Raw genomic sequence first — 24,246 nt, 5'->3', positions numbered from 1 at the left:
CGGACATTCAGGCCTCGACCATGAACGGCGTCGGATCGCCGCAGCCGACGCGGACCACTTCCGGGTCGTCGCCGGTCAGGTCGATCACGGTGGAGGCTTTGATGCCGCCGAAACCGCCGTCGATGATCAAGTCCACCTGGTGCTCGAGCAACTGGCGCATTTCGTACGGATCGCTGAGCGGGTCTTCATCGCCGGGCATGATCAGGGTCACGCTCATCAGCGGCTCGCCAAGCTCGGCCAGCAGCGCCAGCGCAATCGGATGGCTTGGGACACGCAGGCCGATGGTGCGCTTCTTCGGATGTAGCAAAAGACGCGGCACTTCGCGGGTGGCGTTGAGAATGAAAGTGTACGGCCCCGGCAGATGCGCCTTGAGAATGCGGAAGGTGCCGGTGTCGATTTTGGCGTAGTTGCCGAGTTGCGACAGGTCGCTGCAGATCAGCGCGAAGTTGTGCTTTTCATCGAGCTGACGCAGGCGTCGGACGCGCTCGATTGCGGTCTTGTCGCCGATTTGGCAACCGATCGCGTAGGAAGAGTCCGTGGGATAGATCACCACCCCGCCCTTGCGGATGATCTCGACGGCCTGTTTGATCAGGCGCGCTTGCGGGTTTTCCGGATGTATCTGGAAAAATTGACTCACATTCTCTACCTGTTCAGACGGCGGCAATATCTGTGTCATGTTTGAACCGACACCACAGGGGTGGAAGGTCCTCGGGAACCGGCCGGTACTGGCCGATTTCGGACCAGCCGCCAGGGCCATGGAAGTCACTGCCGGCGCTGACCAGCAGACCGAACTCACGGGCAAGGATTGCCAGGCTGCCCACCTGTTCTGCAGGCTGATGGCCATTGACCACCTCGATCGCATGCCCGCCTGCTTGAATATAGTCGGCTATCAGCTTTCGGCGCTTGCTGCGGGTGAAATCGTAGTGCCACGGATGCGCCAGACTGACCCAGGCACCGGCGGCGCGCAGTGTGCCAACGGTGTCCTCCAGCGTCGGCCAGTGCAACTTGACGTCACCGAGCTTGCCGGCGCCGAGCCATTTGCGGAATGCCTCGGCGCGATCCTTGACAAAGCCTTCACGCACCATCCAGTCAGCGAAATGCGGGCGGGCCGGCGCGTTGCCACTGTCGCCCAGTTCCTGCTGGACCTGCCGGGCACCTTCGAGAGCACCGGGCATGCCCTTGAGGGCGAGCTTGCGGCTTATTTCTTCGGACCGCAGCCAGCGGCCATCGTGCAATTTGGCGATCGCCTCGACCAACGGTGCGGCGTTGACGTCGAAACCATAGCCCAACACATGAATCGTCGCGCCGCCCCAGGTACAGGACAATTCGACACCGTTGACCAGTTGCATGCCCAACTCGGTGGCGGCCGTACGCGCTTCGGCGAGGCCTTCGAGGGTGTCGTGGTCGGTCAACGCCAGGACTCGCACGCCGTTCTCGAACGCACGCGCAACCAGAACCGATGGCGCCAGGGCGCCATCGGAGGCCGTGCTGTGGCAGTGCAAATCAACATTCACGGGGAGTTGTAACCTCAAATCAGCTGGCGCTATCGCGCGCCCATATGTTTGTTATTATGCCGCCACATCCAGCTTCTGGCTCTCACTGTGAAACAATTCATCGATTTCATCCCGCTTCTGCTGTTCTTCATCGTTTACAAACTTGATCCACGGGTCGTCGACATCGCTGGCCATGAAGTGACTGTAGGCGGTATTTACAGCGCCACGGCGATGCTGATCATCAGTTCCCTGGTGGTGTACGGCGCGTTGTTCATCAAACAGCGCAAGCTGGAAAAGAGCCAATGGCTGACCCTGGTCGCCTGCCTGGTGTTCGGCAGCCTGACGCTGGCCTTCCACAGCGAGACTTTCCTCAAGTGGAAAGCGCCGGTGGTCAACTGGCTGTTCGCTGCGGCCTTCATCGGCAGTCACTTCATCGGTGACCGCCTGCTGATCAAACGCATCATGGGCCACGCGCTGACCCTGCCGGATCCGGTCTGGACCCGCCTGAACATCGCCTGGATCGCCTTTTTCCTGTTCTGCGGGGCCGCCAACCTGTTCGTCGCCTTCACCTTCCAGAGCATCTGGGTGGACTTCAAGGTGTTCGGCAGCCTGGGCATGACCGTGCTGTTCCTGGTCGCACAGGGCATTTACCTGTCGCGTCACCTGCACGACGCCGATACCACAACGCCAAAAACCGAGGACTGACATGCTCTACGCCATCATTGCCACTGACGTCGCCAACTCGCTGGAAGCCCGCCTGGCCGCACGCCCTGCGCATCTGGAACGCCTGCAAGTGCTCAAGGGCGAAGGCCGCATCGTATTGGCCGGCCCGCACCCGGCCGTCGACAGCAATGATCCGGGCGCAGCGGGTTTCACCGGCAGCCTGATCGTCGCCGAATTCGATTCCCTGAGCGCTGCGCAAGCATGGGCTGATGCTGATCCGTACATCGCCGCTGGCGTGTATGCCAACGTGGTCGTCAAGCCGTTCAAGCAAGTCCTGCCGTAACTCTGCCCTCCACGCGATGAACCTTGCCGGTTCATCGCGTTCTCAATCGCTCATTATTCTCGTTTGCCTGCCGACAACCTGCCCAATATCCATTTGGAAACAGGTGTCGCGATGCGCAAGAGTCCGTTGTGTCTGATGTTGCTCACGTTGTCGATCATGGCACCCGCCCATGGTGAGGAAACCATCGAAGGCGGCAGTTCCACGCCATTGTCGTTAAGCGCCGGCGGCCAGATCACCGAGTTGCAGCAACGCCTCAAGGCCAGCGAGCAGCAGCGCGAAGAACTGAGCAAACAACTGCAAAATGCCGACAATACCCGTGAAAGCGCCCAGCTTGCCCGGTTGCGCCAGGAGAACCAGCGTCTCAAGCTGCAACTCAAGGAAGCCCAGGCCAGCCCCTTGCCGCGTTTGCTGACTGATCAGCAGCAGTGGTTCGTCACCGGAGCCGGGGTAGCGCTATTGGCGCTGCTCTGCGGTATCTTTGCCAGTGGAGCAAGCCGAAAACGTCGGCAATGGCTAAATTGAGTGAGTCATGAGCGAGCTGTTACTGATTGATGATGACCAGGAGTTGTGCGAACTCCTGAGTAGCTGGCTGAGCCAGGAAGGCTTCCAGGTGCGCGCCTGCCACGATGGCCAGAGCGCCCGCAAGGCCTTGGCCGAAACGGCCCCGGCGGCGGTGGTGCTGGACGTGATGCTGCCCGACGGCAGCGGTCTGGAACTGCTCAAGCAATTGCGCAACGACCACGCTGACCTGCCGGTGTTGATGCTCTCCGCCCGGGGTGAGCCACTGGACCGCATCCTCGGCCTGGAACTGGGCGCCGACGATTATCTGGCCAAACCGTGCGACCCACGGGAACTGACCGCCCGCTTGCGCGCCGTATTGCGCCGCAGCCATCCGGCCTCCGTATCGACGCAGCTCGAACTGGGTGATCTGAGTTTCAGCCCGGTGCGCGGCGTGGTCAGCATCGACGAGAAAGAACTGACCCTCACCGTTTCCGAAAGCCGCCTGCTCGAAGCCCTGCTCAAGCAGCCGGGCGAGCCGCTGGACAAACAGGAACTGGCGCAACTGGCCCTCGGCCGCAAGCTGACCCTGTACGACCGCAGCCTCGACATGCACGTCAGCAACCTGCGCAAAAAGATCGGTCCCCACCCGGACGGCCGCCCGCGCATCGTTGCCCTGCGTAGCCGTGGTTACTATTACAGTCTCTGAACCTGCCCCCCCTGTAGGAGTGAGCCTGCTCGCGATAGCGGTGTGTCTGGCAAGAACATATCGACTGACACACCGCTATCGCGAGCAGGCTCACTCCTACAGGGTGTGTTTGTCAGGTCAGCGCTCGAACGTCTTTACCCAAGCTTTACGCAGTGCTGACCGCCGCTGACCTTGATCTGCGTAATCTGGACTCATCCGGAACGTACCGGGAACGAGACAAGGAGATACACCATGCGCAAGACTCTTATCGCTCTGATGTTCGCTGCCGCTCTGCCCACCGTCGCCATGGCCATGCCGCAAGACGGCGGCCCGATGGGCGGCCCGCTCGACGGCCCACGCCACGGCGGTCAGATGCATGGCATGCACGGCAAAGGCCCGTACAGCCAGCTCGACCTGACGCGTGAACAGCGCGAGCAGATCCGCAAGATCATGGGCGAGCAGATGCACGAGCGTAAGCAAGTGGTCGACAAGTACCTGGAAAAACTCTCGCCGGCTGACCAGAAAGCCATGAAGGACGAGATGGCGGCCAACCACAAGAAAGCCGAGTCCGATGTTCGGGCGCTGCTGAAACCGGATCAACAGAAGAAATTCGACGAGATCCAGAAGAAACAGGCCGAGCGTCGCGCCGAATGGGCCGAGTTCAAGGCGTGGAAAGCGCAACAGGCGCAAAAGGCGCAATAATGTTCTGACCCACGGCCCATCGGCTAAACCCGATGGGCCTGTTGCCACTCAATCCCAATGTGGGAGCGGGCTTGCTCGCGAATGCGCTGTATCAGACAAAGATATGTTGACTGACACTCTGCATTCGCGAGCAAGCCCGCTCCCACATTGGTTTTGCATTGTCCTGAGGAATTTCTGTGCGTTCATTGTTCTGGCGTATTCTCGCGAGCTTCTGGCTGGCCATCGCTCTGGTAGCCGGGCTGTCGATTCTGCTCGGGCATATGCTCAACCAGGACGCGTGGATCCTCAGTCGCCATCCGGGCCTCAACACCCTCGCCGGCGAATGGACGCAAACCTACGAAGCCCAGGGCGAAGAAGCGGCGCAGGACATCCTCGAACAACGCAAACGCCAATATCATATCGACGTTCAGGTGCTGAACGAATCCGGCGACCCGGTAGTGCGCGGCACCTTCCCGCGCCGTGCTGCCGCCTTCGAAGCCCGCCAGAACAATGATGACCGGCGCCTGCCATGGCGCCGTCTGACCGATGAATTCACCAGCGAAAAAACCGGTGACACTTACCTGTTCATCTACCGCATCCCGCACCCGGAACTCGACGCCTGGCACCGCGAAAGCCTGCTCTGGCCGCTAAGTGCGCTGGGGATTGCACTGGTGGTGCTGACGCTGTTCAGTCTGCTGGTGACCTTCTCCATCACCCGCCCGCTCAGCCGTTTGCGCGGCGCGGTGCATGATCTGGGGCAGACCACCTATCAGCAGAACAGCCTGGCGAAACTGGCCAACCGCCGTGATGAATTCGGCGTATTGGCCACCGACTTCAACCGCATGGGCGCGCGCCTGCAAAGCCTGATTGGCAGCCAGCGGCAACTGTTGCGCGACGTGTCCCACGAATTGCGCTCACCGCTGGCGCGGCTGCGTATTGCCTTGGCGCTGGCCGAACGGGCCAACCCTGAAGAGCGCGAGAAACTCTGGCCACGACTGACCCGAGAGTGTGATCGACTGGAGGCATTGATCAGTGAAATTCTGGTGCTGGCTCGAGTCGATGCTGACAATGCCAGTGCTGAAGAGGTGGATCTGAATGCCTTGCTCGGCACGTTGCAGAAGGATGCGAAGCTTGCGTCGCCCGAACAGATTGTGCGACTTGATGCCGAACCGCAGCTGAGTCTGAAGGGCTGGCCGACCATGATCGAGCGCGCTGTCGATAATCTGCTGCGCAATGCCCAGCGCTTCAACCCGGAAGGTCAGGCCATTGAAATGCAGGCCGCGCGTCAGGGCGAAAAAATTGTCGTGAGTGTGCGCGACCATGGGCCGGGGGTGCAGGCTGAACATTTGAGCCAGTTGGGCGAGCCGTTTTACCGGGCGCCAGGTCAGACGGCGGCGGGACATGGTCTGGGCCTGGCGATTGCACGGCGAGCGGCGGAGCGCCATGGTGGGAGTTTGACGCTGGCCAATCATCCGCAGGGCGGGTTTATTGCCAGTCTGGAATTGCCGTTGGTGCCGGGGGCGGTGGTGCAACCCTGAGAGCCGCCCTCCCCCCGGAAAAGCCCCTCACCCCAGCCCTCTCCCGGAGGGAGAGGGGGCCGACCGAGGTGTCTTGCGTCAGACATCGACCTGAATAACCGAGTTGATTATGGATTCGGAAGCCTGATCAACTTTGAATTCGACTCAAACCGAAACCGATTCTGGATTCCACGAAATCAATTCAAACCGAAGCCGATTCTGGATTCGGCAAAGATCGCTCAGGTCGGCGTACCTCTTGAGCAACCCCCAATCAGTCCCCTCTCCCCCCGGGAGAGGGCTAGGGTGAGGGGCTTTTGATCTTCAGGCTTTACCAGGCCAGGCACTGACGAACTCGGCCAGATCAACCTTCTCCGCCACACGCGGCTCTTTCTGCGGCGTGCCAAGGTAAAGAAAAGCAATCACCTCTTCACCTTCCGCCAGGCCCAAACCTTTGGCCACATGCTTCGAATAAGCCAGATCCCCCGTACGCCACACCGCACCAATCCCCTGCGCATACGCCGCCAGCAAAATTCCGTGCGCCGCGCACCCGGCCGCCAGCAATTGCTCGGACTTCGGATACTTGACGTGATCCTGCAATCGGGCGATCACCACCACCACCAGCGGCGCCCGCAGCGGGCCGTTGCGGGCCTTGTCGATCATCGCTTCGGTGACTTCGCCTTCCTGCTGCTGTGCAGCCTCGGCCAGCAACTCGCCCATCTGCTCACGCGCTGCGCCTTCGACGGTCAGGAAACGATACGGCTGCAAATGCCCGTGGTCCGGCGCGCGCAACGCGGCGCCGAACAGGGCTTCGCGCTGCTCGGCAGTGGGGGCCGGTTCGACCAGTCGGGGAACGGAAACACGGTTGAGCAACGCGTCGAGAGCCTGCATCGGCCACCTCCTGAAAAATATGTGCGGCTATTCTAGCTTCATCTGCCTACAGGATGCCGGTTTACATGCCCTGCCTCACGGGTAGAATGGCGCCCTTCCCACATCAGCCCGAGCGGACTTCATGGCGTTGCCGACCTTACGGATCATTGGTTTTATCATCGGCATCTTCCTGATCACCCTGGCTGTGGCCATGGTCGTGCCAATGGCCACCCTGGTGATTTTCGAGCGCACCAGCGACCTGCCATCGTTCCTCTGGGCGAGCATGATTACCTTCGTCGCCGGCCTTGCGCTGGTGATTCCGGGGCGCCCGGAGCACATTCACCTGCGCCCGCGCGACATGTATCTGCTGACGGTCAGCAGTTGGCTGGTGGTGTGTATTTTCGCCGCGCTGCCGTTTCTGCTGACCCAGCACATCAGCTACACCGACTCGTTTTTCGAAAGCATGTCGGGCATCACCGCCACCGGCTCGACCGTGCTCAATCATCTCGACGACATGTCTCCGGGCATCCTGATGTGGCGCTCGCTGCTGCACTGGATCGGCGGCATCGGCTTTATCGGCATGGCGGTGGCGATTCTGCCGCTGCTGCGCATCGGTGGCATGCGCCTGTTCCAGACCGAATCCTCGGACCGCTCGGAAAAAGTCATGCCGCGCTCACACATGGTGGCGCGGCTTATCGTTGCCGCGTATGTCGGCATCACCATCCTTGGCAGCCTGGCGTTCTGGTGGGCCGGGATGAGCCCGTTCGACGCGATCAACCACGCGATGTCGGCGATTTCCACCGGCGGGTTCTCCACCTCCGACCAGTCGCTGGCGAAGTGGACACAACCGGCGGTGCACTGGGTGGCGATTGTGATCATGATCCTCGGCAGCCTGCCATTCACCCTGTACGTGGCAACGCTGCGCGGCAACCGCAGAGCACTGATCAAGGATCAGCAGGTGCAGGGTTTGCTGGCAATGTTACTGGTGACCTGGCTGGTGCTCGGCACCTGGTACTGGTGGACAACCAAACTGCATTGGCTGGAGGCGTTACGCCACGTGGCGCTGAACGTGACCTCGGTGGTCACCACGACCGGTTTTGCCCTCGGCGATTACAGCCTGTGGGGCAACTTCTCGTTGATGCTGTTTTTCTATCTGGGGTTTGTCGGTGGCTGTTCCGGGTCGACAGCGGGCGGGATCAAGATTTTCCGTTTCCAGGTCGCCTACATCCTGCTCAAGGCCAACCTTAATCAGCTGATTCACCCGCGTGCGGTGATCAAACAAAAATACAACGGCCATCGTCTCGACGAAGAAATCGTCCGTTCGATTCTGACCTTTTCGTTCTTCTTCGCCATCACCATCTGCGTGATCGCCCTGCTCTTGTCGTTGCTCGGCGTCGACTGGATGACCGCGCTGACCGGCGCCGCCAGCACCGTGTCCGGTGTCGGCCCGGGCCTGGGCGAAACCATTGGCCCGGCGGGTAACTTCGCCACGCTGCCGGACGCCGCCAAGTGGATCCTGTCGTTCGGCATGCTGCTCGGCCGACTGGAGATCATTACGGTGTTTGTGCTGTGTATTCCGGCCTTTTGGCGTCACTGATCGCGCTCGGCGTCTGCAGCAACCGCGCCCGGTAATCACCGGGCGTGGTGTCGAACCAGCGGCGGAACGCGCGAAAGAAGTTGCTCGGATCGGCAAAGCCCAACAGGTAAGCGATTTCCAGCAAGGTCATGCTCGGCTGTGCCAGATACTGCTCGGCCAGTTCGCGGCGGGTGTCGTCGAGCAGTTGCTGAAAACTCGTGCCCTCTTCTTGCAAACGACGCTGCAAGGTGCGCTGTGACAAATGCAGGGTCTGCGCCACGGTATCGCGCTTCGGCTCGCCTTGCGGCAACATGCGGCACAGCACCTGCCGCGCCTTGTGGGTCACGCGGCTTTCAGAGAATCGCGCCAGGTATTCCCCGGCAAAACGGTCATGCAACAGCGCCATCGCTTCGTTGGCGGTGGGCAGCGGTGCTTCCATGTCGGCGCGCTCGAAGATCAGCGCATCGTATGGGGCGTTGAAGACCAACGGCGCATGGAACGCCTGTTTATAGGGTTCGAGATCGGCGGGCTGGGCGCCCTGCATCAGCACTTTGACCGGGTGCAACGTGCGCCCGGTCAACCAGCCGCACAGGCCCAGCGCACAGGCCAGCGAGGCCTCGGCGCTTTGCCGGGTCGGCGGCAGATGGTCGCCGTGCACAGTCAAAATCAACGCATAACCTTCGTCGAGCAGGCGGAAGCTCAGGTCGGCACTCTCGGCGATGATGCGCTGATAACGCACCAACCGCTGAAAGCCTTCGGCGAGAGTATTACTCGACATCAACGCATAGCCGGCGACATGAAACGACGCCGGTCGCACCACCTTGCCCATGTTCAGGCCGATCGCCGGGTTGCCGGACAGCTCGACCGCCCGTTGCCAGAGACGGGTCATGGAATCTTGCGGGAAACGCGCATCCGGATCGTCCAGAGCCGTGTAATCAAGCCCCAGTTGTTTGAACAGAACCCGGCAATCCAGGCCGTCCATCTCCAATGCTTTGACAATCCCCATCGCCCAGCTTGCAGAAGTCGTTCGTTCGCTCATGGCGTTTTTCTTTTACATGAGGGGCCGCATGCTACGGCCTGATTTGCGAAGGATACTAAAGTGGCGCCGATTGTCACTGGCCCACGCCCATGATCACTCTAGACTCAAATAAGCTACCCGCAGAACAGCTCGTCGCCAGAACAATAACCACAGAGACCGCAGTCGTGGAAAACATCAAGCCTTTCAACAGCTTCGCTGAGTTCTATCCGTATTACCTCAGCGAACACAGCAACAGCACCTGCCGGCGCTTGCATTTCATCGGCACCACTCTGGTGATCTTCATTCTGGCAATGAGCCTCGCCAAGGGCGCCTGGCTGCTGTTATGGGCCTTACCGCTGGCCGGTTACAGCTTCGCCTGGGCCGGGCACTTCTTCTTCGAAAAGAACCGGCCGGCGACTTTCCAGCATCCGCTGTATAGCCTGCTCGGCGACTTCGTCATGTACCGCGACATGATTCTGGGTCGCGTGGCGTTCTGAACAATCACCAGGAGGATGACCAATGAACGCCAATGCCCGTTTCACGCACATGAAGGACGGCACGCAAGAGGACTGGGCGATCATTGCTGCCGACTTCAGCGCTTACGCCAAGCAATTGCCGTCGCGGATCCTGGCCCACCTGAAACTGCTCGAGGGCGATTTCGGCGGCTTCCCGGTGGATCGCCTGACCCACTCACTGCAAACCGCGACCCGCGCCTTTCGTGACGGGCGCGACGAGGAATACGTGGTTTGCGCCTTGCTGCACGACATTGGTGACACCCTGGGCTCTTACAACCATCCGGACATTGCCGCGGCGATTCTCAAGCCGTTCGTCAGTGCCGAGAACTTGTGGATGGTCGAGAAGCACGGGGTATTTCAGGGGTACTACTTCTTTCATCATCTGGGCATGGATCGGCATCTGCGCGAGCAGTTCGCCGGTCATCCGCAGTATCAAGCGACCGCCGAGTTTTGTGCCAAATACGATGCGGCGGCGTTTGATCCTGGCTATGACACGCTGCCGTTGAGCTTCTTTGAGCCAATGATGGAAAGGTTGTTTGCGCAACCGAAGCAGTCGATTTACAAAGCCGCCATGGAAGAACACAGCCCGGCCTGACTGTCACCGCCTATCAAACGTGGGAGGGGGCTTGCTCCCGAATGCGGCGTGTCAGTCAGTCAAATTTTATCTGACACAGCGCTTTCGGGAGCAAGCCCCCTCCCACGATGATTCGGGTTGTTCAGGCGAGTTCTGCGACTTTGGCCGCTTTCAGCTCCGCCTCTCGCGCCTGTGCATCCGCCAGCCGATACAGCTCGATCGTGCCATCCCAATGCTCGATCAGCGCCGTGCACGACTCCACCCAATCGCCGCAATTGAGGTAATCCACCTCCCCCACCTTGCGGATCTCGGCGTGGTGAATGTGTCCGCACACCACACCATGCAACTCACGCTTCACGCACTCGTGGGCAATCGCCTCTTCAAAGTCACTGATGAAACTCACCGCCGTTTTCACCTTGTGCTTCAGGTACGCCGACAGTGACCAATAGCCGTAGCCATAGCGCGCACGCCAATGGTTGAGCCAGCGATTGAGGGTCAGGGTGAATTCATAGGCCGAGTCGCCAAGGAACGCCAGCCAGCGATGATAACGGGTGATGACATCGAACTGATCGCCATGAATCACCAGCAGATGCCGGCCATCGGCCGTGACATGCACCGCCTCGTCGACCAACTGGATATTGCCCAGAATCAGCTTCGAATAGCGGCGCAGGAATTCGTCGTGATTGCCGGTGACGTAAATCACCTCGGTGCCGCGTTTGCTCATGGTCAGCAAGCGACGAATCACATTGGTATGCGCTTGCGGCCAGTACATGCCGCCGCGCAGTTTCCAGCCGTCGATGATGTCGCCGACCAGGTAAATCCTGTCGGCATGGTAGCCCTTGAGAAATTGCGACAAGTGCTCGGCCTGGCAATCCCGCGTGCCCAGATGCACGTCGGAGATCCACAGGGTTCGCACCCGTTGTTTGCGACTGGGTCGGGCGAGCTCGGCACTGGTCATGGGCAACCCTCTGCGATGTTTTCGCCACTGTGCGCGTCCCCGGTTAATCGACCATGACAAGCGTGAGTCAGTCCTGTGACAAGGCATCCAGTGTGCGCCGGTGTAGACTGGCGATCACTTCGGAGACGACCTGCCATGCGACCGATCCTCACCCTGCGTCAGTACACCCACGATTTGATCGTCCACAGTCACGAACACGCGCAACTGGTGTTCGGGCTGTCCGGTGCGCTGGATTTCGAGGTCGAGGGCAGTGGCAGTCAGGTGCGTCAGCAGAGTTTTGTGGTCATTCCTGCTGGCGCCCATCATGCCTGCGGCAGCCCCGGCGGCAGTCGCTGTCTGGTGCTGGATATCCCGGACGGGCAATGGCTGACGGATTCATTGGGCGAGCACGCCGATGCCAGTCAGCGCTTGCTCGATCAACCGGCGCGTCTGTCGCTGGACTCGGGGCAAAGCCAGTTGGTCAACTGGCTGGCGAACAGTCCGGTCAGCGATCCGTTGATCGCCCAGCAAGGCGCGGTGTTGCTGCTGGCCAGTCTCAATCACGCGCAACCTGCCGAACTGGCGGCTCGCCGCTTGCCCTATGCCGCACTGGATGCACACATCGAGCAATACGCTGCATATCCGTTGCAAGTCGCCGATCTGGCACGCGTGGCCGGGTTATCGAGTGCGCGTTTACATGCGCGGTTCATGGCCGAATGCGGGCAGACACCGATGGATTACATCCGCAGTCGGCGCCTGCATCTGGCGGTGCAACGGCTGCGCGACACTGCACTGCCGATTGGCGAGATTGCCAGTCGCGTCGGCTACAGCTCGCAAAGTGCCTTCTCGGCCGCGGTCCTACGTGAGTTCGGTGCGTCGCCCGGGCAGCTTCGGCGCGATTCCTGCGACAAAAGACGATAGTCTGCCGACAGACTTATTTGCCTCGACGCGCTTCAATGCAGGAGCTGCCGCAGACGAACGATCAAGATCGCACCGGCGGCAGCTCCAGCTGAAATCGCTTTTGAGATAGAAGGATTGCAATGACTCCGCGTACCGCCCTCGGCGCTCTGCATATCGGTGCCCTGATGTTTGGCCTGACCGGCGTGTTCGGCAAACTCACCGCCGCGTCCCCCGCCGTGATCGTCTTCGGTCGAGCGGCTTTCGCCGTCCTCGCCCTGGCATTTTTCGCTCGTTTCGCCAGTCAGCACGGCTGGCAGAAACTCCAGGCCGTGGACTGGCGGCGTCTGGCACTCAGCGGCGTGTTGCTGGCCGGGCACTGGGTGAGCTTTTTCGTTTCGGTGAAAGTCGCCGGGGTGGCGATCGCAACGTTGGGCTTTGCCAGCTTCCCGGCCTTCACGGTGATTCTCGAAGGGCTGATCTTCCGCGAACGCATCCGCGCCAATGAAATGCTCTTGGTGGTGTTGGTCAGCATCGGCCTGATTCTGGTCACTCCGGCGTTCGATCTGGGCAGCGGTGCAACCACCGGCCTGCTCTGGGCGGTGTTGTCGGGCCTGCTGTTTTCCCTGCTGTCACTGACCAACCGCGCCAGCTCCGGGCGTATCCCGGCCGTGCAGGCGGCATTGTGTCAAAACGTGGTGGTAGCGTTGTGTCTGCTGCCGGTCGCAGCACCGCAACTCAGCGCAGTGCGGGCACTGGACTGGCTGTGGATCGCCCTGCTCGGGGTGTTCTGCACCGGCGTCGCGCACAGCCTGTTCGTCGCCAGCCTGGCGGTGATCAAGGCGCGCACGGCGGCGGTGGTGTTTGCCATGGAGCCGGTCTACGGCATCACCGTCGCCTGGCTGTTGTTCAATGAAAACCCGACGCCGAAGATGCTGCTCGGCGGTGCGTTAATCATTGTCGCTATCGTTGTGTCGGCGCGAATGTCAGGCCACGCCGACAAGAAAGCCGTCGCCGCCGAGGCCGCGTCTCACTGAGTGCGGTCGTTGTGACCGAGGTCGCGGTCAGGATCGATCTGATCCCGCACCCGCTGTTTCAAGACTTTGGCCTCGGGAAAACCGCCGTCAGCCTTGCGTTCCCAGATCTGCACGCCGGCGCAGGTGATGTGAAAAACCCCGCCGGTGCCCGGCACCAACGAGACTTTGCCGAGGTCATCGCCGAAGGTGCTGAGCAGTTCCTGCGCCAGCCATGCGGCGCGCAGTAGCCACTGGCATTGGGTGCAATAAGTGATGACAACTTCTGCTTTTGCGACAGTCATGTTCGCTGAAACTCCTGAGACAGAGGGCGCCGCTATAATAGCCGGCTTTAACGCTTGCCCCGAGACTCACAATGCGCCGTCTGCTGTTCTGCCTGCTGCTTGGTTTGCTTCCACTTTTTGTACACGCCAGTGAGGCGCCGCGACCGAAAGTCGGCCTGGTGCTGTCCGGCGGTGCCGCGCGCGGACTGGCGCATATCGGCGTACTCAAGGCCCTGGAAGAGCAAGGCATCAAGATCGATGCGATCGCCGGCACCAGCATGGGCGCGGTGGTCGGTGGCCTGTATGCCTCGGGGTACAAGATCGATGAGCTGGAAAAACTCGCGCTGAACATCGACTGGCAAGCCGCGCTGTCCGACGCCCCGCCGCGTGAAGACGTACCGTTTCGGCGCAAGCAGGATGACCGCGACTTTCTGGTCAAACAAAAACTGAGCTTTCGCGATGACGGCAGCCTCGGCCTGCCGCTGGGGGTGATTCAGGGCCAGAACCTCGCGCTGCTGCTGGAAAGCCTGCTGGCCCACACCAGCGACACCCGGGATTTCGACAAGCTGCCGATCCCGTTCCGCGCCGTGGCCACCGACATTGCCAATGGTGAAAAAGTGGTGTTCCGCAAAGGCCATTTGCCCCAGGTGATCCGCGCCAGCATGTCGATCCCGGCGGTGTTCGCCCCGGTCGAACTCGACGGGCGGCTGCTGGTGGACGGCGGCATGACCGACAACATTCCCCTCGATGTCGCGCGGGAAATGGGCGTCGATGTGGCCATCGTCGTCGACATCGGTACACCGCTGCGCAACCGCAAGCAACTGACCACCGTGGTCGATGTGCTGAACCAGTCGATCACCCTCATGACCCGCAGTAACTCCGAAGAACAACTGGCCGCGCTGAAATCCTCTGATGTGCTGATCCAGCCCGCGCTCGCGGCGTTCGGTGTCACTGATTTCGGCAAAGCCCAGGACATGATCGATGCCGGTTACCGCGCGACCCGCATCCTCGATGCCCGCCTCGCCGTGCTCAAACCCAAGGAATCCCAGGACGCCGAGCTCAATGCCGCGCGGTCGCCGGGCCAACGCACGCCGATCATCACCGCGATCCGCGTCGAGAACGACTCGAAAGTGGATGACGACGTGATCCGTTACTACATCCGCCAGCACATCGGTGAGCCGCTGGATCTGGGGCGATTGCACTCGGACATGGGCACTTTGTACGGCCTCGATTACTTCGAACAAGTGCAATACCGCGTGGTGCACAAGGGCCAGGATCACACCCTGGTGATCAGCGCCCGGGGCAAACGCAGCGGCACCGATTATTTGCGGGTCGGCCTCAATCTGTCCGACGACATGCGTGGCGACAGCGCCTTCAACCTCGGCGCCAGTTACCGTATCAACGGCATCAACCGCCTCGGTGCGGAATGGTTGACCCGCGCGCAGATCGGCGACAAACAAGAGCTGTACAGCGAGTTCTATCAACCGCTGGACGTCGGCTCGCGCTACTTCGTCGCACCGTACGCGTCGTTCGAAGCGCAGAACGTCGACTCAGTGCTCGATAACGATCCGATCGCGCAGTATCGCGTCGAGCGCTACGGTTTCGGCCTCAACCTCGGCCGCCAGATCGGCAACAACGGCGAAGTGCGGTTCGGCGTCGGCGAGGCCTGGGGCAAGGCCGATGTGCGCATTGGCGATCAGGATCTGCCGAGTGAGAACTTCAACGAAGGCTTCTATGCACTGAAGTATTCGTACGACTCATTGGATAACGTGTACTTCCCTCACGAAGGCAAGGACGTCAGTCTGACGCTGACGCAGTTCGAACCGGGACTGGGATCGGACACGCGTTATCGACAGTGGGACTTTAAAATCGACAAAGCCATGAGCCATGGCCCGGACACGCTGATTCTCGGTGGGCGCTACGGACGCACGCTGGACGACGCCAATGTGGTGACATCGAGTTTCCTGCTCGGAGGTGCGCGACAGTTGTCGGGGTTCCGTGAGGACGCGATTTCCGGACAGAACATCAGCCTGATGCGCGCGGTGTACTACCGCCGGTTGACGCCGCGCTCGTATCTGCCGCTGGACTTCCCGCTGTATGCCGGCGGCTCGCTGGAGCGTGGCCGGGCGTGGAACAACGACAATGAGTTCGACAGCGGCTACATCAACGCCGCCAGCGTATTCATTGGCTTTGACACGCCGCTGGGACCGTTGAATTTCAGTTATGGGTTGAATGATGCGAATGAGCAGGCGGTTTATCTGAATCTTGGCCAGACCTTCTGATCAAGAGTCGGAATTGATGTTGACTGACCGTCAGTCTTCGCGAGCTGCCTCGCTCCCACAATGGATTTGTGAATACAGTTCAAATGTGGGAGCGAGCTTGCTCGCGAAGGCGATATCAGATGCACCGCAAATCGATCGGAGATTCAGCGAATTCCCGCCAACAGCGTCCGGGCCGTTTGCTTCAACGGCTCATCGCCGTCCTTGAGCAATTCATTCAGCAACGCAATCGCGCTGTCGATGTCGCCGTCATCGATGCAAGTCTGTGCCTGTTCGAGCTTGCCGGAATGTTCGTCGTGTAGCGGCTGTGGTTCCGGCGCCTGCAAATCCAGCGGCTGCAACGCCAGTGACGGTTCGGCATCAGCAAACTCATTGAGAAAATCGTCATCCAGCGGCTCGGCGTCCGGTTCAGTAATCCACTCGAGCTCAGTGTCCTCACTGGCCGCTTCCGGCAAATCAAAGTCCTCGGGCAAGACTTGCAGACTGGAGCCCAGCGCCGAGGTGTCTGTCCCTGCTGTGGCGGCCGTGCGGCTGTCTTCCAGATCCCAACTGGAGTCCATCGACAACTCGCCCAGATTCAACTCGAAATTATCTTCAGGTGCCGGTTGGGCCGCGACAAGGGGGGCGGCTGCAATGACAGGCGGCACTGCGGCCAATGGTGACGTACCCGCCACTTTCGGATGACGGGCGCGAACATCCCGCAACGTCTGGGCATCCACGCCCTGTTCACGCAAATGGCTTTCCTGTTGTTCATAGGCGACGCTGTCACCCTGGCGCCCCAGTACTTCGAGCAACTGCAAACCGATATCGGTGCGCTCCGGCTCCTTGTGCAAGGCGTCGCGCAGCAAACCCGCCGCTTCGCCCAAGCGGCCATAGGCCAGATAGATTCCCACCGCCTCCAGCACATCACCCGCCGCCGGTTCTTCACGGTGTTGGGCTGAGGCAGGCGCGCTGACAGACTCTGGGTTTTCGGCTTGATCTGCATTGGGCTCATTGTTCAGCGGCAACAGCGGCAGCGGCTGATCAGGCAGTCGCCGTTGTTGCCGGCGACGGTGCACAAGCAGACCGGCCAAGGCCCCCAGCAACAGCAACAGAGCGCCGAGCAATGGCCAGTTCAAACCGTCATCCGTGGACTCAACAGGCGCCAAAACCGGTGCAGGTGGCGGTGTGACTACGGTCGGTGGGGGTGCTTTCTGAACTTCGACCAGGCGCGTTTGCAGGTCAGTGATCTGCTTCTTGCCGTCGGCAATCTGCACATCCTGTGACTGCAGTTTTGCATTCAGTTCGTCGACGGTCTTCTGCAACTGCTGATTGAGCAACACACTGGCGGCCAGTTGCTCGGCCACCGCATCGTTGGCGGGTGGCGTTGCAGGCGCTGCGACTGGCACGCTGTCGCGCCTGGCTTGAAGTGCCTGCGGCGCTGCCACGACAGGCTCGACGCTGGGAAACGCGGAGGATTGTGCACGCGGGTCCGGCTCATCAGTGGCCGGCACAATACCCGGCGAGCCGGGCGGATCGATCAATACCGTGTACTCACGCAGCAACTGGCCATTGGGCTGATTGAGTTGCACGAGGAAATTCAGAAAGGGTTCGTTGACCGGTTTGCTTGAGGTCACCCGGATCATCTGCCGATTGCCATGCAGGATCGGGATGAATTTGAGGTCGTTGAGAAAGAACACCCGCTCGACCCCGGCCTCGGCGAACTCATCCGCAGTGGCCAGATGCACCGACAGATCGTTTTGCGTCAGCCCGCCAACATCGACCAATGCGATATCGGCCTTGAGCGGCTGATTGAGGCCGGAGTGAACAGTAATATCACCCAGCCCCAGGGCCATCGACCAGGCCGAATAACTGAATACACTGGCGACCAGCAGCCATTTAGCGCCACCGCGCAGTACCACGTGCCGACTTGCGAGCATGAGCATCCCTTAAATAAGCAAAACCGACTTCTATGCGTTCGCACATCCGGTACGAACACGATATTGCCCAGTAGTTCTTATAGTCGGCTCAGCGTGATCTCTCAAAGATACGGCACGTGGATGTGCCTCAAGATTTTTCCAGGTTTGCCAGAATGTGCCCGTGAACCCGCATGCACACCTTCAAATCCGCCTCGTCGACGCCTTCGAACAATTCGTGACGCAGTTGCGTGGCGATGGTTTCGATCTGTTCGATCAGCGGCAGGGCCGGGGCGCAGAGGACGATTTTTTTCGCCCGGCGGTCTTCCATCACGGACTGGCGTTGCACCAGGCCCTGGCTTTCCAGACTATCGAGCAAGCGAGCGAGGGTCGGCCCTTCGACGCCGACACTCTGCGCCAGCTCCCGTTGGGTCGGCGCCTCTTCAAAACGCGCCAGATGCAGCAGCACCAGCCAGCGTGCCTGGGAGAGCCCCAGACCGGCCAGTCGGCGGTCCAGTTCGGCACGCCAGCCACGGGACATCTGGGCCAGTTGCATGCCAAAGCGGTGTTGATCGGTTAACGGCATAAAACACTCACGGTTAGACTGAAAATAAAGAAAATCTAATTATTAGCCAGCTAAGCATGAGCTGCAGTTATAGGCAAGTGGCGGTCTGTACTGAATCGTTACATCTTGAAGCCCCCTCACCCTAGCCCTCTCCCAGAGGGAGAGGGGACTGAATGGGGGATGCTTTAGATATTCAGCGACTTGGGAGTGCTTTGGTGAATCCAAAACTGGAAGGCACTCACCCTAGCTCGCTCCCGCAGGAAAAGGGGCTGGATGGGGGATGCTTAAAGATTACGCCGACCTGATCCTGCTTTACCGACTCCATAATCGACGGGTTCTTTCAGGTCGATGTCAAACCCCAGACACTTCGGTCGGCCCCCTCTCCCTCCGGGAGAGGGCTGGGGTGAGGGTACGGCAAAATTACATCTCGAATTCCGACTGCAATGCAGCCCGCACGCAATACAACACGCCCTCCGGTACACGACCGGCAAACAGCTCGGCAACTTCGGCGACCGACGGCAACTCACCTTCGCCATCGAGGAACGCGTCCTGCACTTCGCCCATCAGCTCTTCCGGCAAATCCAGCGCCTGCTCGAGCGACAATTGCTGCTTGCCGATCGCCTCGGCAAGCATTGTGTAGACGTTTTTCTCCGAGCACTGCAACTGACCGGCGATCTGCAGCGGCGTCATGCCGGCCCGGGCCAGGGTGATCAGTTCGTGGCGCACATCGGCCACCGCTTTCGGCGCCTCGACCTCGCCGCCGAGCACTTCGAGGAAGGCATCGCCATAGCGTTCCAGCTTGCGCGCGCCGACGCCGCTGACCCGGGCCATTTCCGCCAGCGACGTCGGCTGGCTGCGGAGCATTTCCAGCAAGGTCGAGTCAGGGAAGATGACGTACGGTGGCACGCCGTGCTCTTCGGCCAGTTTGCGGCGCAGCGCGCGCAAGGCTTCCCACTGCTCGCGCTCTTCGCCGCGCACCAGTTGGCTGGCCGGGCTCTTGCTCGCGGTTTTGGCGGTGACCTGCGGTTTGAGATCGCGGCGTAGCTCCAGAGTGACTTCGCCCTTGAGCAGTGGCCGGCAACTGTCATTCAGACGCAGACCGCCATACCCTTCGTGGTCGACATCCGCCAGACCGCGGGCGACCAATTGGCGGAACAGCGAGCGCCACTCGCTTTCGCTCAGTGCCTTGCCGACGCCGTACACCGACAGATGCTGATGACCGAAGCTGCGGACTTTTTCGTTGTCCTTGCCCAGCAATACGTCGACCAGATGGCCGACACCATACCGCTGGCCGGTGCGGAAAATCGCCGACAAGGCCTGACGTGCAGGCTCGGTGGCATCCCAGGTCTGCACGCCGTCGACGCAGTTGTCGCAATGGCCGCACGGCTCGGGCATGTCTTCATCGAAGTACGCGAGCAGGGTCTGACGGCGGCAGCGAGTCTCTTCACACAGCGACAGCATGGCGTCGAGTTTGTGTTGCTCCAGACGCTTGTGCCGTTCGTCGCCTTCGGAGTTCTGCAGCATCTGCTTGAGCATCACCACGTCTTGCAGCCCGTAGGCCATCCATGCATCCGCCGGCAGACCGTCACGGCCGCCGCGCCCGGTTTCCTGGTAATACGCCTCCAGAGACTTCGGCAGATCGAGGTGCGCGACGAAGCGCACGTTGGGCTTGTCGATGCCCATGCCGAACGCCACGGTAGCGACCATGATCAGGCCTTCTTCGTTGAGGAAGCGCTTCTGGTGATAGGCGCGCAGATCGTTGGGCAGGCCGGCGTGGTAAGGCAGCGCCGGGAAGCCCTGCTCGCTAAGGAACGCCGCGACTTCCTCGACTTTCTTGCGCGACAGGCAGTAGACGATCCCGGCATCGCTGCGCCGCTCGGCGAGGAACGCCAGCAACTGCTTGCGCGGCTGCTCTTTGGGCACGATGCGGTAAAAGATGTTCGGGCGGTCGAAGCTCGACAGGAATCGCTCGGCATTTTGCAGGTGCAGACGGGTCACGATTTCTTCGCGGGTGCGCTTGTCGGCGGTGGCCGTCAGGGCGATGCGCGGTACGTCGGGGAACATCTCGGCCAATTGGCCCAGTTGCAGGTATTCCGGACGGAAATCGTGGCCCCATTGCGATACGCAGTGCGCTTCGTCGATGGCGAACAACGCGATGTCCAGGCCCTGCAGGAACGACAGCATGCGTGGCTGCACCAGGCGCTCGGGTGCCAGATACAACATCTTCACTTCACTGCGCTTGATCCGCGCCGCCAGGTCGCGCTGCTGCTCGGCGCTCAAGGTGGAGTTCAATGCAGCGGCGGCCACACCGAGTTCTTCGAGGGTGGCGACCTGATCGTCCATCAGCGCGATCAGCGGCGACACCACCACCGCCAGACCTTCGCGCAACAGCGCCGGCACCTGGAAGCACAGGGATTTACCGCCACCGGTAGGCATCAGCACCAGCGCATCACCGCCGCTGGCCACGCGCTCAATGATTGCACCCTGTCGGCCACGGAAACTGTCGTAGCCGAAGATGTCCTTGAGGACGCGTTGAGCCTGTTCGAGCATAAAAACTCCAAAAATCTACCGATACATCCCTGCTCAGGCTGGTTGAGAACAGCCGGGGCTGCTTAAACAAAACGTAAGAACGCATTGCATGACAGCCGCAACGCGGGCAGGGATCGCAAAACGCGGCAGTATACCCGAGCCCTCCCTTGCACAGGGTGCCGCTGATAAGACACTGATAAACCTGCCACACATAAATCCCCTGTGGGAGCGAGCCTGCTCGCGAATACGGTGGGTCATTCGATATAACGGTGCCTGATACACCGCCTTCGCGAGCAAGTTCGCTCCCACAGGGTTATTCCTGTTGTCCAGTAACTCCTGTAGTTCGGTCAAATCTGCCATGCGGCTGGCTTGAGCGCGCAAGAAGGCCTAGAATTCCCGCATTGTTTATTCCCCAAGGTAGCCCCGTAATGTCCTTCGCTGAGCAACTGACCCGCCTGCAAGTTTTCCTCGACGCCGACGAACTGCATGACGAGGCGCTGGATTACGTGGCCGCTCACGGCTACCTGACCGCGCTGTCGATCTGCGCAGAAGACGTTCCGGAGCGTGAGTGGATCGACGCCCTGTTCGCCGAAGAGCCGCATTACAGCGACGAGGCCCAGCGTGCCGAAATCGAAGCCACGCTGATCGGTCTCAAGGCACACATCGCCCGTCAACTGGCCTCGGATGAAGAATTCGAGCTGCCATGCGAACTGGATCTGGGCGACGAGCCGGATGATTCGGAACTGCGCGGCTGGTGCATCGGTTTCATGGAAGGCGTGTTCCTGCGCGAAGCCGCCTGGTTCGAAACCGCCGAAGAAGAAGTCAGCGAAATGCTTCTGCCGATCATGGTCGGTTCCGGTCTGTTCGACGAACAGCCGGAGTTCGAAGACATCGCCAAGGACGCCAACCTGATGGACGACATGATCGTGCAGATCCCGGAAGCCCTGACCGCGCTGTACCTGCTGTGCCAGGCGCCCGACGAAAAACCGGCGATCCTCAAGCCACGTCACCACTAAGATCCGGCCTATGGACAACCCCATAGGCAACCGTCCCCTGATGTTGCGCTACATCTTGCTGGCCATCGGCTGGCTCAGCGTGGCATTGGGGGTGATTGGCATTTTCCTGCCCGTCCTGCCCACCACCCCTTTCCTTCTGCTCGCCGCGGCCTGCTTCGCGCGCAGCTCTCCGCGCTTCTATCAATGGCTGATCGAGCACCCACGATTGGGCCCCTGGATCCGCGATTACCTTGATGGCAACGGCATTCCGCTCAAGGGCAAGGTCTACTCGATCGGGCTGATGTGGGCGAGCATTCTGTTCTCGTGCTACCTGGTGCCACTGCCGTGGGCGCGAGGTTTTATGCTGACCAGTGCAGTGCTGGTGACGGTGTATATCGTGCGCCAGAAGACGCTGCGCAAATCCTGAGCTGGGAAAAGCCGCAATTACCGCTCGTCAGAAAACAGCTTTCACCTGTCAGATCTGACAGTGCCCAAAACGTCGCAACAAGCGTTAACTCCCACCCTGTCGCCCAATGCACGACAGGAGCTTTCGCCATGCTGGTTCAACACGCGTTTGAAATTTCAAAAACAGGCTTGATCGAGCCGGAAATTCCGGATCGCACCCTTCCACAACTTCCTGATGGTGTGTGGGGGATCAACGCTGCAGCAGCACGAGGCGTCCATCCGGACAAGGGATTGCAGATCTATATCCACCCTTGGTCTCAGATGGGCAGAGGCGACGATTGCGAATTGTTGCTCGACGGTAACGTCGTTGACCAATACACCATCATCAAAGATGTCGACATCGGGCAACGGGTTACTCTGTACGTTGCACCACGCCATCTTACGGCGACAAAAAACACTCAGGACGTCAGCTCTTGCGCAGGCCAAGGGGTGACCGACGCCGCAGGGTGGCTGATTCACTTTCAGCAGCAGGACCAGCAACCGCAACGGCAATGTTCGCTGAGCAGTCTTGTCCCTTCACAATTCATGGCCAGCCTGACGGCTCATCAGGGTATTGATGACGATTGGTCAATCCAGCCGACGCAGTTGCAAGTCAGAAACTGGGACAGCGATGCCCCCGGCCAGATACCGATTCAGGCACTGTTTTACGACGCTACGAAGACGGGTGCGATGCTCGGCGCCCAGAAAGATCAACGCGATTACTTCAACGCCACCGGCGATTGGTTGCCGGTCTTGCGCATGGACCTGACGCAAGCACCCGATGCGGTGTTTGGCTTCGATCAGCAGGATCAGTTGTATATCGGCTATCAACTGGCTTCGCGGTTGAACGATAGATACACAGAAACTTCGCCGACCTGTCAAAACGGCAAGACCGCCTACTACTGCAACGGCGTGCTACTGCGCGGTACGCAAGCCTCCACGGCATTCCACATGTGGAACCCCAGCCCGGGTTCCGTGGCCAATAACGGGGTGTCCTTCACCTATTTGCGCGTCGACGCAGCGCTGACAAAACCCGTGTTCAAACAAGGTTTTATTGTTCGCGAGAGTGCCGCACCAACCGCCACGCTGCTCACGGTCATGTGCGCCTACCCGTTCGATGGAGCAACCGCCGTCCCGGTTGAAGACACGTGCCGGATACGCAGCGGAATGTGCAACGAACTGGGAGTTACCGATGTGCAGGCATGGGCGAGTCGCTATGCGGCCAGCCCAGGCTCCAGTTGTGCATTCAACATTGATCCCGCGCAGTTTCAACTGAACATCGATGTTCGTCCCAGCGTGCCCAACGGCGATGGCTGGAACGAAGTGATGATTCGCACCTGGCCGCAGAACATTCCGCTGCAAATCCCGCTGGAAGCCTTTTTTTACAGCCTGAATGCTTACTTCGACAGCGATGGATTACCACAGGCGCAGTTCGGTCAGCGTGACTACTTCGAGACCACGGGGCGCTTTCTGCCGATTGTGAAGCTGGAACTGGAGGCAGCGGACGGTCGGGTCTTCAGCTACAACCCGCAAGAGCAGATTGCACCCGGCGCGCCTGCCGCCATCCTGATCGTTCCGGGTAGCGATTTATGAACAGTTGAGTGCTGTTATCGCATGCCTTTTCTCCACGGGCTTGCAAGCGGCCACCGGCCCGGAAACAGCTCAATTGCTGAACAGGCGCTACCAGAACACCGTCGCCGAATGCGCAGGTGACAATCCGGCGTATTTTTGCAGTGGTGTACTGGTGCGCGGCAGTGGCGAGTCAGGCGAGTTCTGGAAGCATGGCGACGTCGCCACACAGTTGGGCGCGAAGACGTCTTTACAGCCCCCACATCGCTTCCAGAAAAACGCTGCCCCGTTGAGTCGGGACGGCGGATTTTGTCGTTGCGGCAGCAGAACTTTCTCATCCAGGCCACGAACAACCACTCGTCGAATATCACTGCGCACCTGTCAAACCTGACAGGTGCGCAATTTC

24 protein-coding genes are annotated in these 24,246 nt (G+C 60.3%); 15 read left to right on the top strand and 9 right to left on the bottom strand.

Going from position 1 to position 24,246, the window contains the following annotated elements:
- Positions 1-7 precede the first annotated feature (7 nt).
- Both ACM6IV_RS03260 and ACM6IV_RS03255 read right to left on the bottom strand, forming a co-directional pair.
- Positions 8-637, bottom strand: a complete 630-nt coding sequence (locus tag ACM6IV_RS03260) for an L-threonylcarbamoyladenylate synthase (RefSeq protein WP_016771124.1) — start codon at positions 635-637, stop codon at positions 8-10.
- Between the two features lie 13 nt (positions 638-650).
- Positions 651-1,514: a PHP domain-containing protein gene (locus ACM6IV_RS03255; protein WP_414868704.1), complete on the bottom strand. Its 864-nt coding sequence runs from the start codon at positions 1,512-1,514 to the stop codon at positions 651-653.
- 87 nt (positions 1,515-1,601) lie between these two features.
- Between ACM6IV_RS03255 and ACM6IV_RS03250 the strand changes: the two genes are divergently transcribed.
- The 6 genes from ACM6IV_RS03250 to ACM6IV_RS03225 all read left to right on the top strand — a co-directional run bounded on the left by ACM6IV_RS03250 (position 1,602) and on the right by ACM6IV_RS03225 (position 5,904).
- Positions 1,602-2,198, top strand: coding sequence for a septation protein A (locus ACM6IV_RS03250; protein WP_414868703.1), 597 nt, complete (start codon positions 1,602-1,604; stop codon positions 2,196-2,198).
- A 1-nt stretch (position 2,199) separates the two neighbouring features.
- Positions 2,200-2,499 carry a YciI family protein gene (locus ACM6IV_RS03245; protein WP_096512859.1) on the top strand — a complete coding sequence of 100 codons (300 nt, stop codon included), beginning with the start codon at positions 2,200-2,202 and terminating at the stop codon, positions 2,497-2,499.
- Between the two features lie 111 nt (positions 2,500-2,610).
- Positions 2,611-3,021 carry a translation initiation factor 2 gene (locus tag ACM6IV_RS03240; protein ID WP_414868702.1) on the top strand — a complete coding sequence of 137 codons (411 nt, stop codon included), beginning with the start codon at positions 2,611-2,613 and terminating at the stop codon, positions 3,019-3,021.
- A 7-nt stretch (positions 3,022-3,028) separates the two neighbouring features.
- Complete coding sequence (locus ACM6IV_RS03235) at positions 3,029-3,706, top strand: response regulator transcription factor (protein WP_414868701.1); 678 nt, start codon at positions 3,029-3,031, stop codon at positions 3,704-3,706.
- Between the two features lie 231 nt (positions 3,707-3,937).
- A complete protein-coding gene (locus ACM6IV_RS03230) occupies positions 3,938-4,387 on the top strand; it encodes a Spy/CpxP family protein refolding chaperone (protein WP_414868700.1) in 450 nt (149 codons plus the stop codon).
- A 176-nt stretch (positions 4,388-4,563) separates the two neighbouring features.
- Entirely contained in the window at positions 4,564-5,904 is a 1,341-nt protein-coding gene (locus ACM6IV_RS03225) for a sensor histidine kinase (RefSeq protein ID WP_414868699.1), read from the top strand.
- Positions 5,905-6,204: 300 nt separating this feature from the next.
- Here ACM6IV_RS03225 and ACM6IV_RS03220 read toward each other — a convergent pair whose 3' ends face one another.
- A complete protein-coding gene (locus ACM6IV_RS03220; RefSeq protein WP_414868698.1) occupies positions 6,205-6,771 on the bottom strand; it encodes a nitroreductase family protein in 567 nt (188 codons plus the stop codon).
- A 121-nt stretch (positions 6,772-6,892) separates the two neighbouring features.
- Here ACM6IV_RS03220 and ACM6IV_RS03215 point away from each other — a divergent pair, with 121 nt between their 5' ends.
- Positions 6,893-8,347: a TrkH family potassium uptake protein gene (locus tag ACM6IV_RS03215; RefSeq protein ID WP_414868697.1), complete on the top strand. Its 1,455-nt coding sequence runs from the start codon at positions 6,893-6,895 to the stop codon at positions 8,345-8,347.
- On the opposite strand, the gene ACM6IV_RS03210 is transcribed toward ACM6IV_RS03215, so the two are convergent.
- Positions 8,304-9,365 carry an AraC family transcriptional regulator gene (locus ACM6IV_RS03210; RefSeq protein WP_414868696.1) on the bottom strand — a complete coding sequence of 354 codons (1,062 nt, stop codon included), beginning with the start codon at positions 9,363-9,365 and terminating at the stop codon, positions 8,304-8,306. The two genes, ACM6IV_RS03215 and ACM6IV_RS03210, sit on opposite strands and share 44 nt — an antisense overlap.
- A gap of 164 nt (positions 9,366-9,529) precedes the next feature.
- Here ACM6IV_RS03210 and ACM6IV_RS03205 point away from each other — a divergent pair, with 164 nt between their 5' ends.
- Entirely contained in the window at positions 9,530-9,841 is a 312-nt protein-coding gene (locus ACM6IV_RS03205) for an Mpo1-like protein (RefSeq protein WP_414868695.1), read from the top strand.
- A 22-nt stretch (positions 9,842-9,863) separates the two neighbouring features.
- Positions 9,864-10,454, top strand: a complete 591-nt coding sequence (locus ACM6IV_RS03200) for an HD domain-containing protein (RefSeq protein WP_414868694.1) — start codon at positions 9,864-9,866, stop codon at positions 10,452-10,454.
- A 121-nt stretch (positions 10,455-10,575) separates the two neighbouring features.
- Here ACM6IV_RS03200 and ACM6IV_RS03195 read toward each other — a convergent pair whose 3' ends face one another.
- The gene (locus ACM6IV_RS03195; RefSeq protein ID WP_095122780.1) at positions 10,576-11,391 is read right to left on the bottom strand and encodes a UDP-2,3-diacylglucosamine diphosphatase; all 816 of its coding nucleotides are present in this window, start codon (positions 11,389-11,391) and stop codon (positions 10,576-10,578) included.
- Between the two features lie 135 nt (positions 11,392-11,526).
- Between ACM6IV_RS03195 and ACM6IV_RS03190 the strand changes: the two genes are divergently transcribed.
- Together ACM6IV_RS03190 and ACM6IV_RS03185 are read left to right on the top strand one after the other, a co-directional pair.
- Positions 11,527-12,291, top strand: coding sequence for an AraC family transcriptional regulator (locus ACM6IV_RS03190; RefSeq protein ID WP_414868693.1), 765 nt, complete (start codon positions 11,527-11,529; stop codon positions 12,289-12,291).
- Positions 12,292-12,410: 119 nt separating this feature from the next.
- The gene (locus tag ACM6IV_RS03185) at positions 12,411-13,304 is read left to right on the top strand and encodes a DMT family transporter (protein ID WP_414868692.1); all 894 of its coding nucleotides are present in this window, start codon (positions 12,411-12,413) and stop codon (positions 13,302-13,304) included.
- On the opposite strand, the gene ACM6IV_RS03180 is transcribed toward ACM6IV_RS03185, so the two are convergent.
- Complete coding sequence (locus ACM6IV_RS03180) at positions 13,298-13,585, bottom strand: SelT/SelW/SelH family protein (RefSeq protein ID WP_064119599.1); 288 nt, start codon at positions 13,583-13,585, stop codon at positions 13,298-13,300. The two genes, ACM6IV_RS03185 and ACM6IV_RS03180, sit on opposite strands and share 7 nt — an antisense overlap.
- A gap of 71 nt (positions 13,586-13,656) precedes the next feature.
- Here ACM6IV_RS03180 and ACM6IV_RS03175 point away from each other — a divergent pair, with 71 nt between their 5' ends.
- Entirely contained in the window at positions 13,657-15,846 is a 2,190-nt protein-coding gene (locus ACM6IV_RS03175; RefSeq protein ID WP_414868691.1) for a patatin-like phospholipase family protein, read from the top strand.
- A gap of 143 nt (positions 15,847-15,989) precedes the next feature.
- Here the strand turns inward: ACM6IV_RS03175 and ACM6IV_RS03170 are convergent, their stop codons facing one another.
- From ACM6IV_RS03170 to recQ, 3 genes are all read right to left on the bottom strand, one after another.
- Positions 15,990-17,762 carry a FimV/HubP family polar landmark protein gene (locus ACM6IV_RS03170; protein WP_414868690.1) on the bottom strand — a complete coding sequence of 591 codons (1,773 nt, stop codon included), beginning with the start codon at positions 17,760-17,762 and terminating at the stop codon, positions 15,990-15,992.
- A 127-nt stretch (positions 17,763-17,889) separates the two neighbouring features.
- A complete protein-coding gene (locus ACM6IV_RS03165; RefSeq protein WP_007919713.1) occupies positions 17,890-18,324 on the bottom strand; it encodes a MarR family transcriptional regulator in 435 nt (144 codons plus the stop codon).
- A 399-nt stretch (positions 18,325-18,723) separates the two neighbouring features.
- On the bottom strand, positions 18,724-20,853 hold the full coding sequence (gene recQ / locus ACM6IV_RS03160) for a DNA helicase RecQ (RefSeq protein ID WP_414868689.1): 2,130 nt from the start codon (positions 20,851-20,853) through the stop codon (positions 18,724-18,726).
- Between the two features lie 407 nt (positions 20,854-21,260).
- Here recQ and ACM6IV_RS03155 point away from each other — a divergent pair, with 407 nt between their 5' ends.
- From ACM6IV_RS03155 to ACM6IV_RS03145, 3 genes are read left to right on the top strand one after another with little or no spacing between them, the layout of a single operon-like run.
- The gene (locus tag ACM6IV_RS03155) at positions 21,261-21,848 is read left to right on the top strand and encodes a YecA family protein (RefSeq protein ID WP_123594737.1); all 588 of its coding nucleotides are present in this window, start codon (positions 21,261-21,263) and stop codon (positions 21,846-21,848) included.
- A gap of 10 nt (positions 21,849-21,858) precedes the next feature.
- The gene (locus tag ACM6IV_RS03150) at positions 21,859-22,254 is read left to right on the top strand and encodes a YbaN family protein (RefSeq protein ID WP_414868688.1); all 396 of its coding nucleotides are present in this window, start codon (positions 21,859-21,861) and stop codon (positions 22,252-22,254) included.
- Entirely contained in the window at positions 22,173-23,864 is a 1,692-nt protein-coding gene (locus ACM6IV_RS03145) for a hypothetical protein (protein ID WP_414868687.1), read from the top strand. The genes ACM6IV_RS03150 and ACM6IV_RS03145 overlap by 82 nt, the downstream gene beginning before the upstream one ends.
- Positions 23,865-24,246: the final 382 nt, after the last annotated feature.

Source organism: Pseudomonas sp. IT-347P, assembly GCF_949768005.1.
GTDB lineage: Bacteria > Pseudomonadota > Gammaproteobacteria > Pseudomonadales > Pseudomonadaceae > Aquipseudomonas.
The sequence above is the reverse complement of the archived record's forward strand: the minus strand, read 5'-3'. Positions and strand labels throughout refer to the sequence as shown.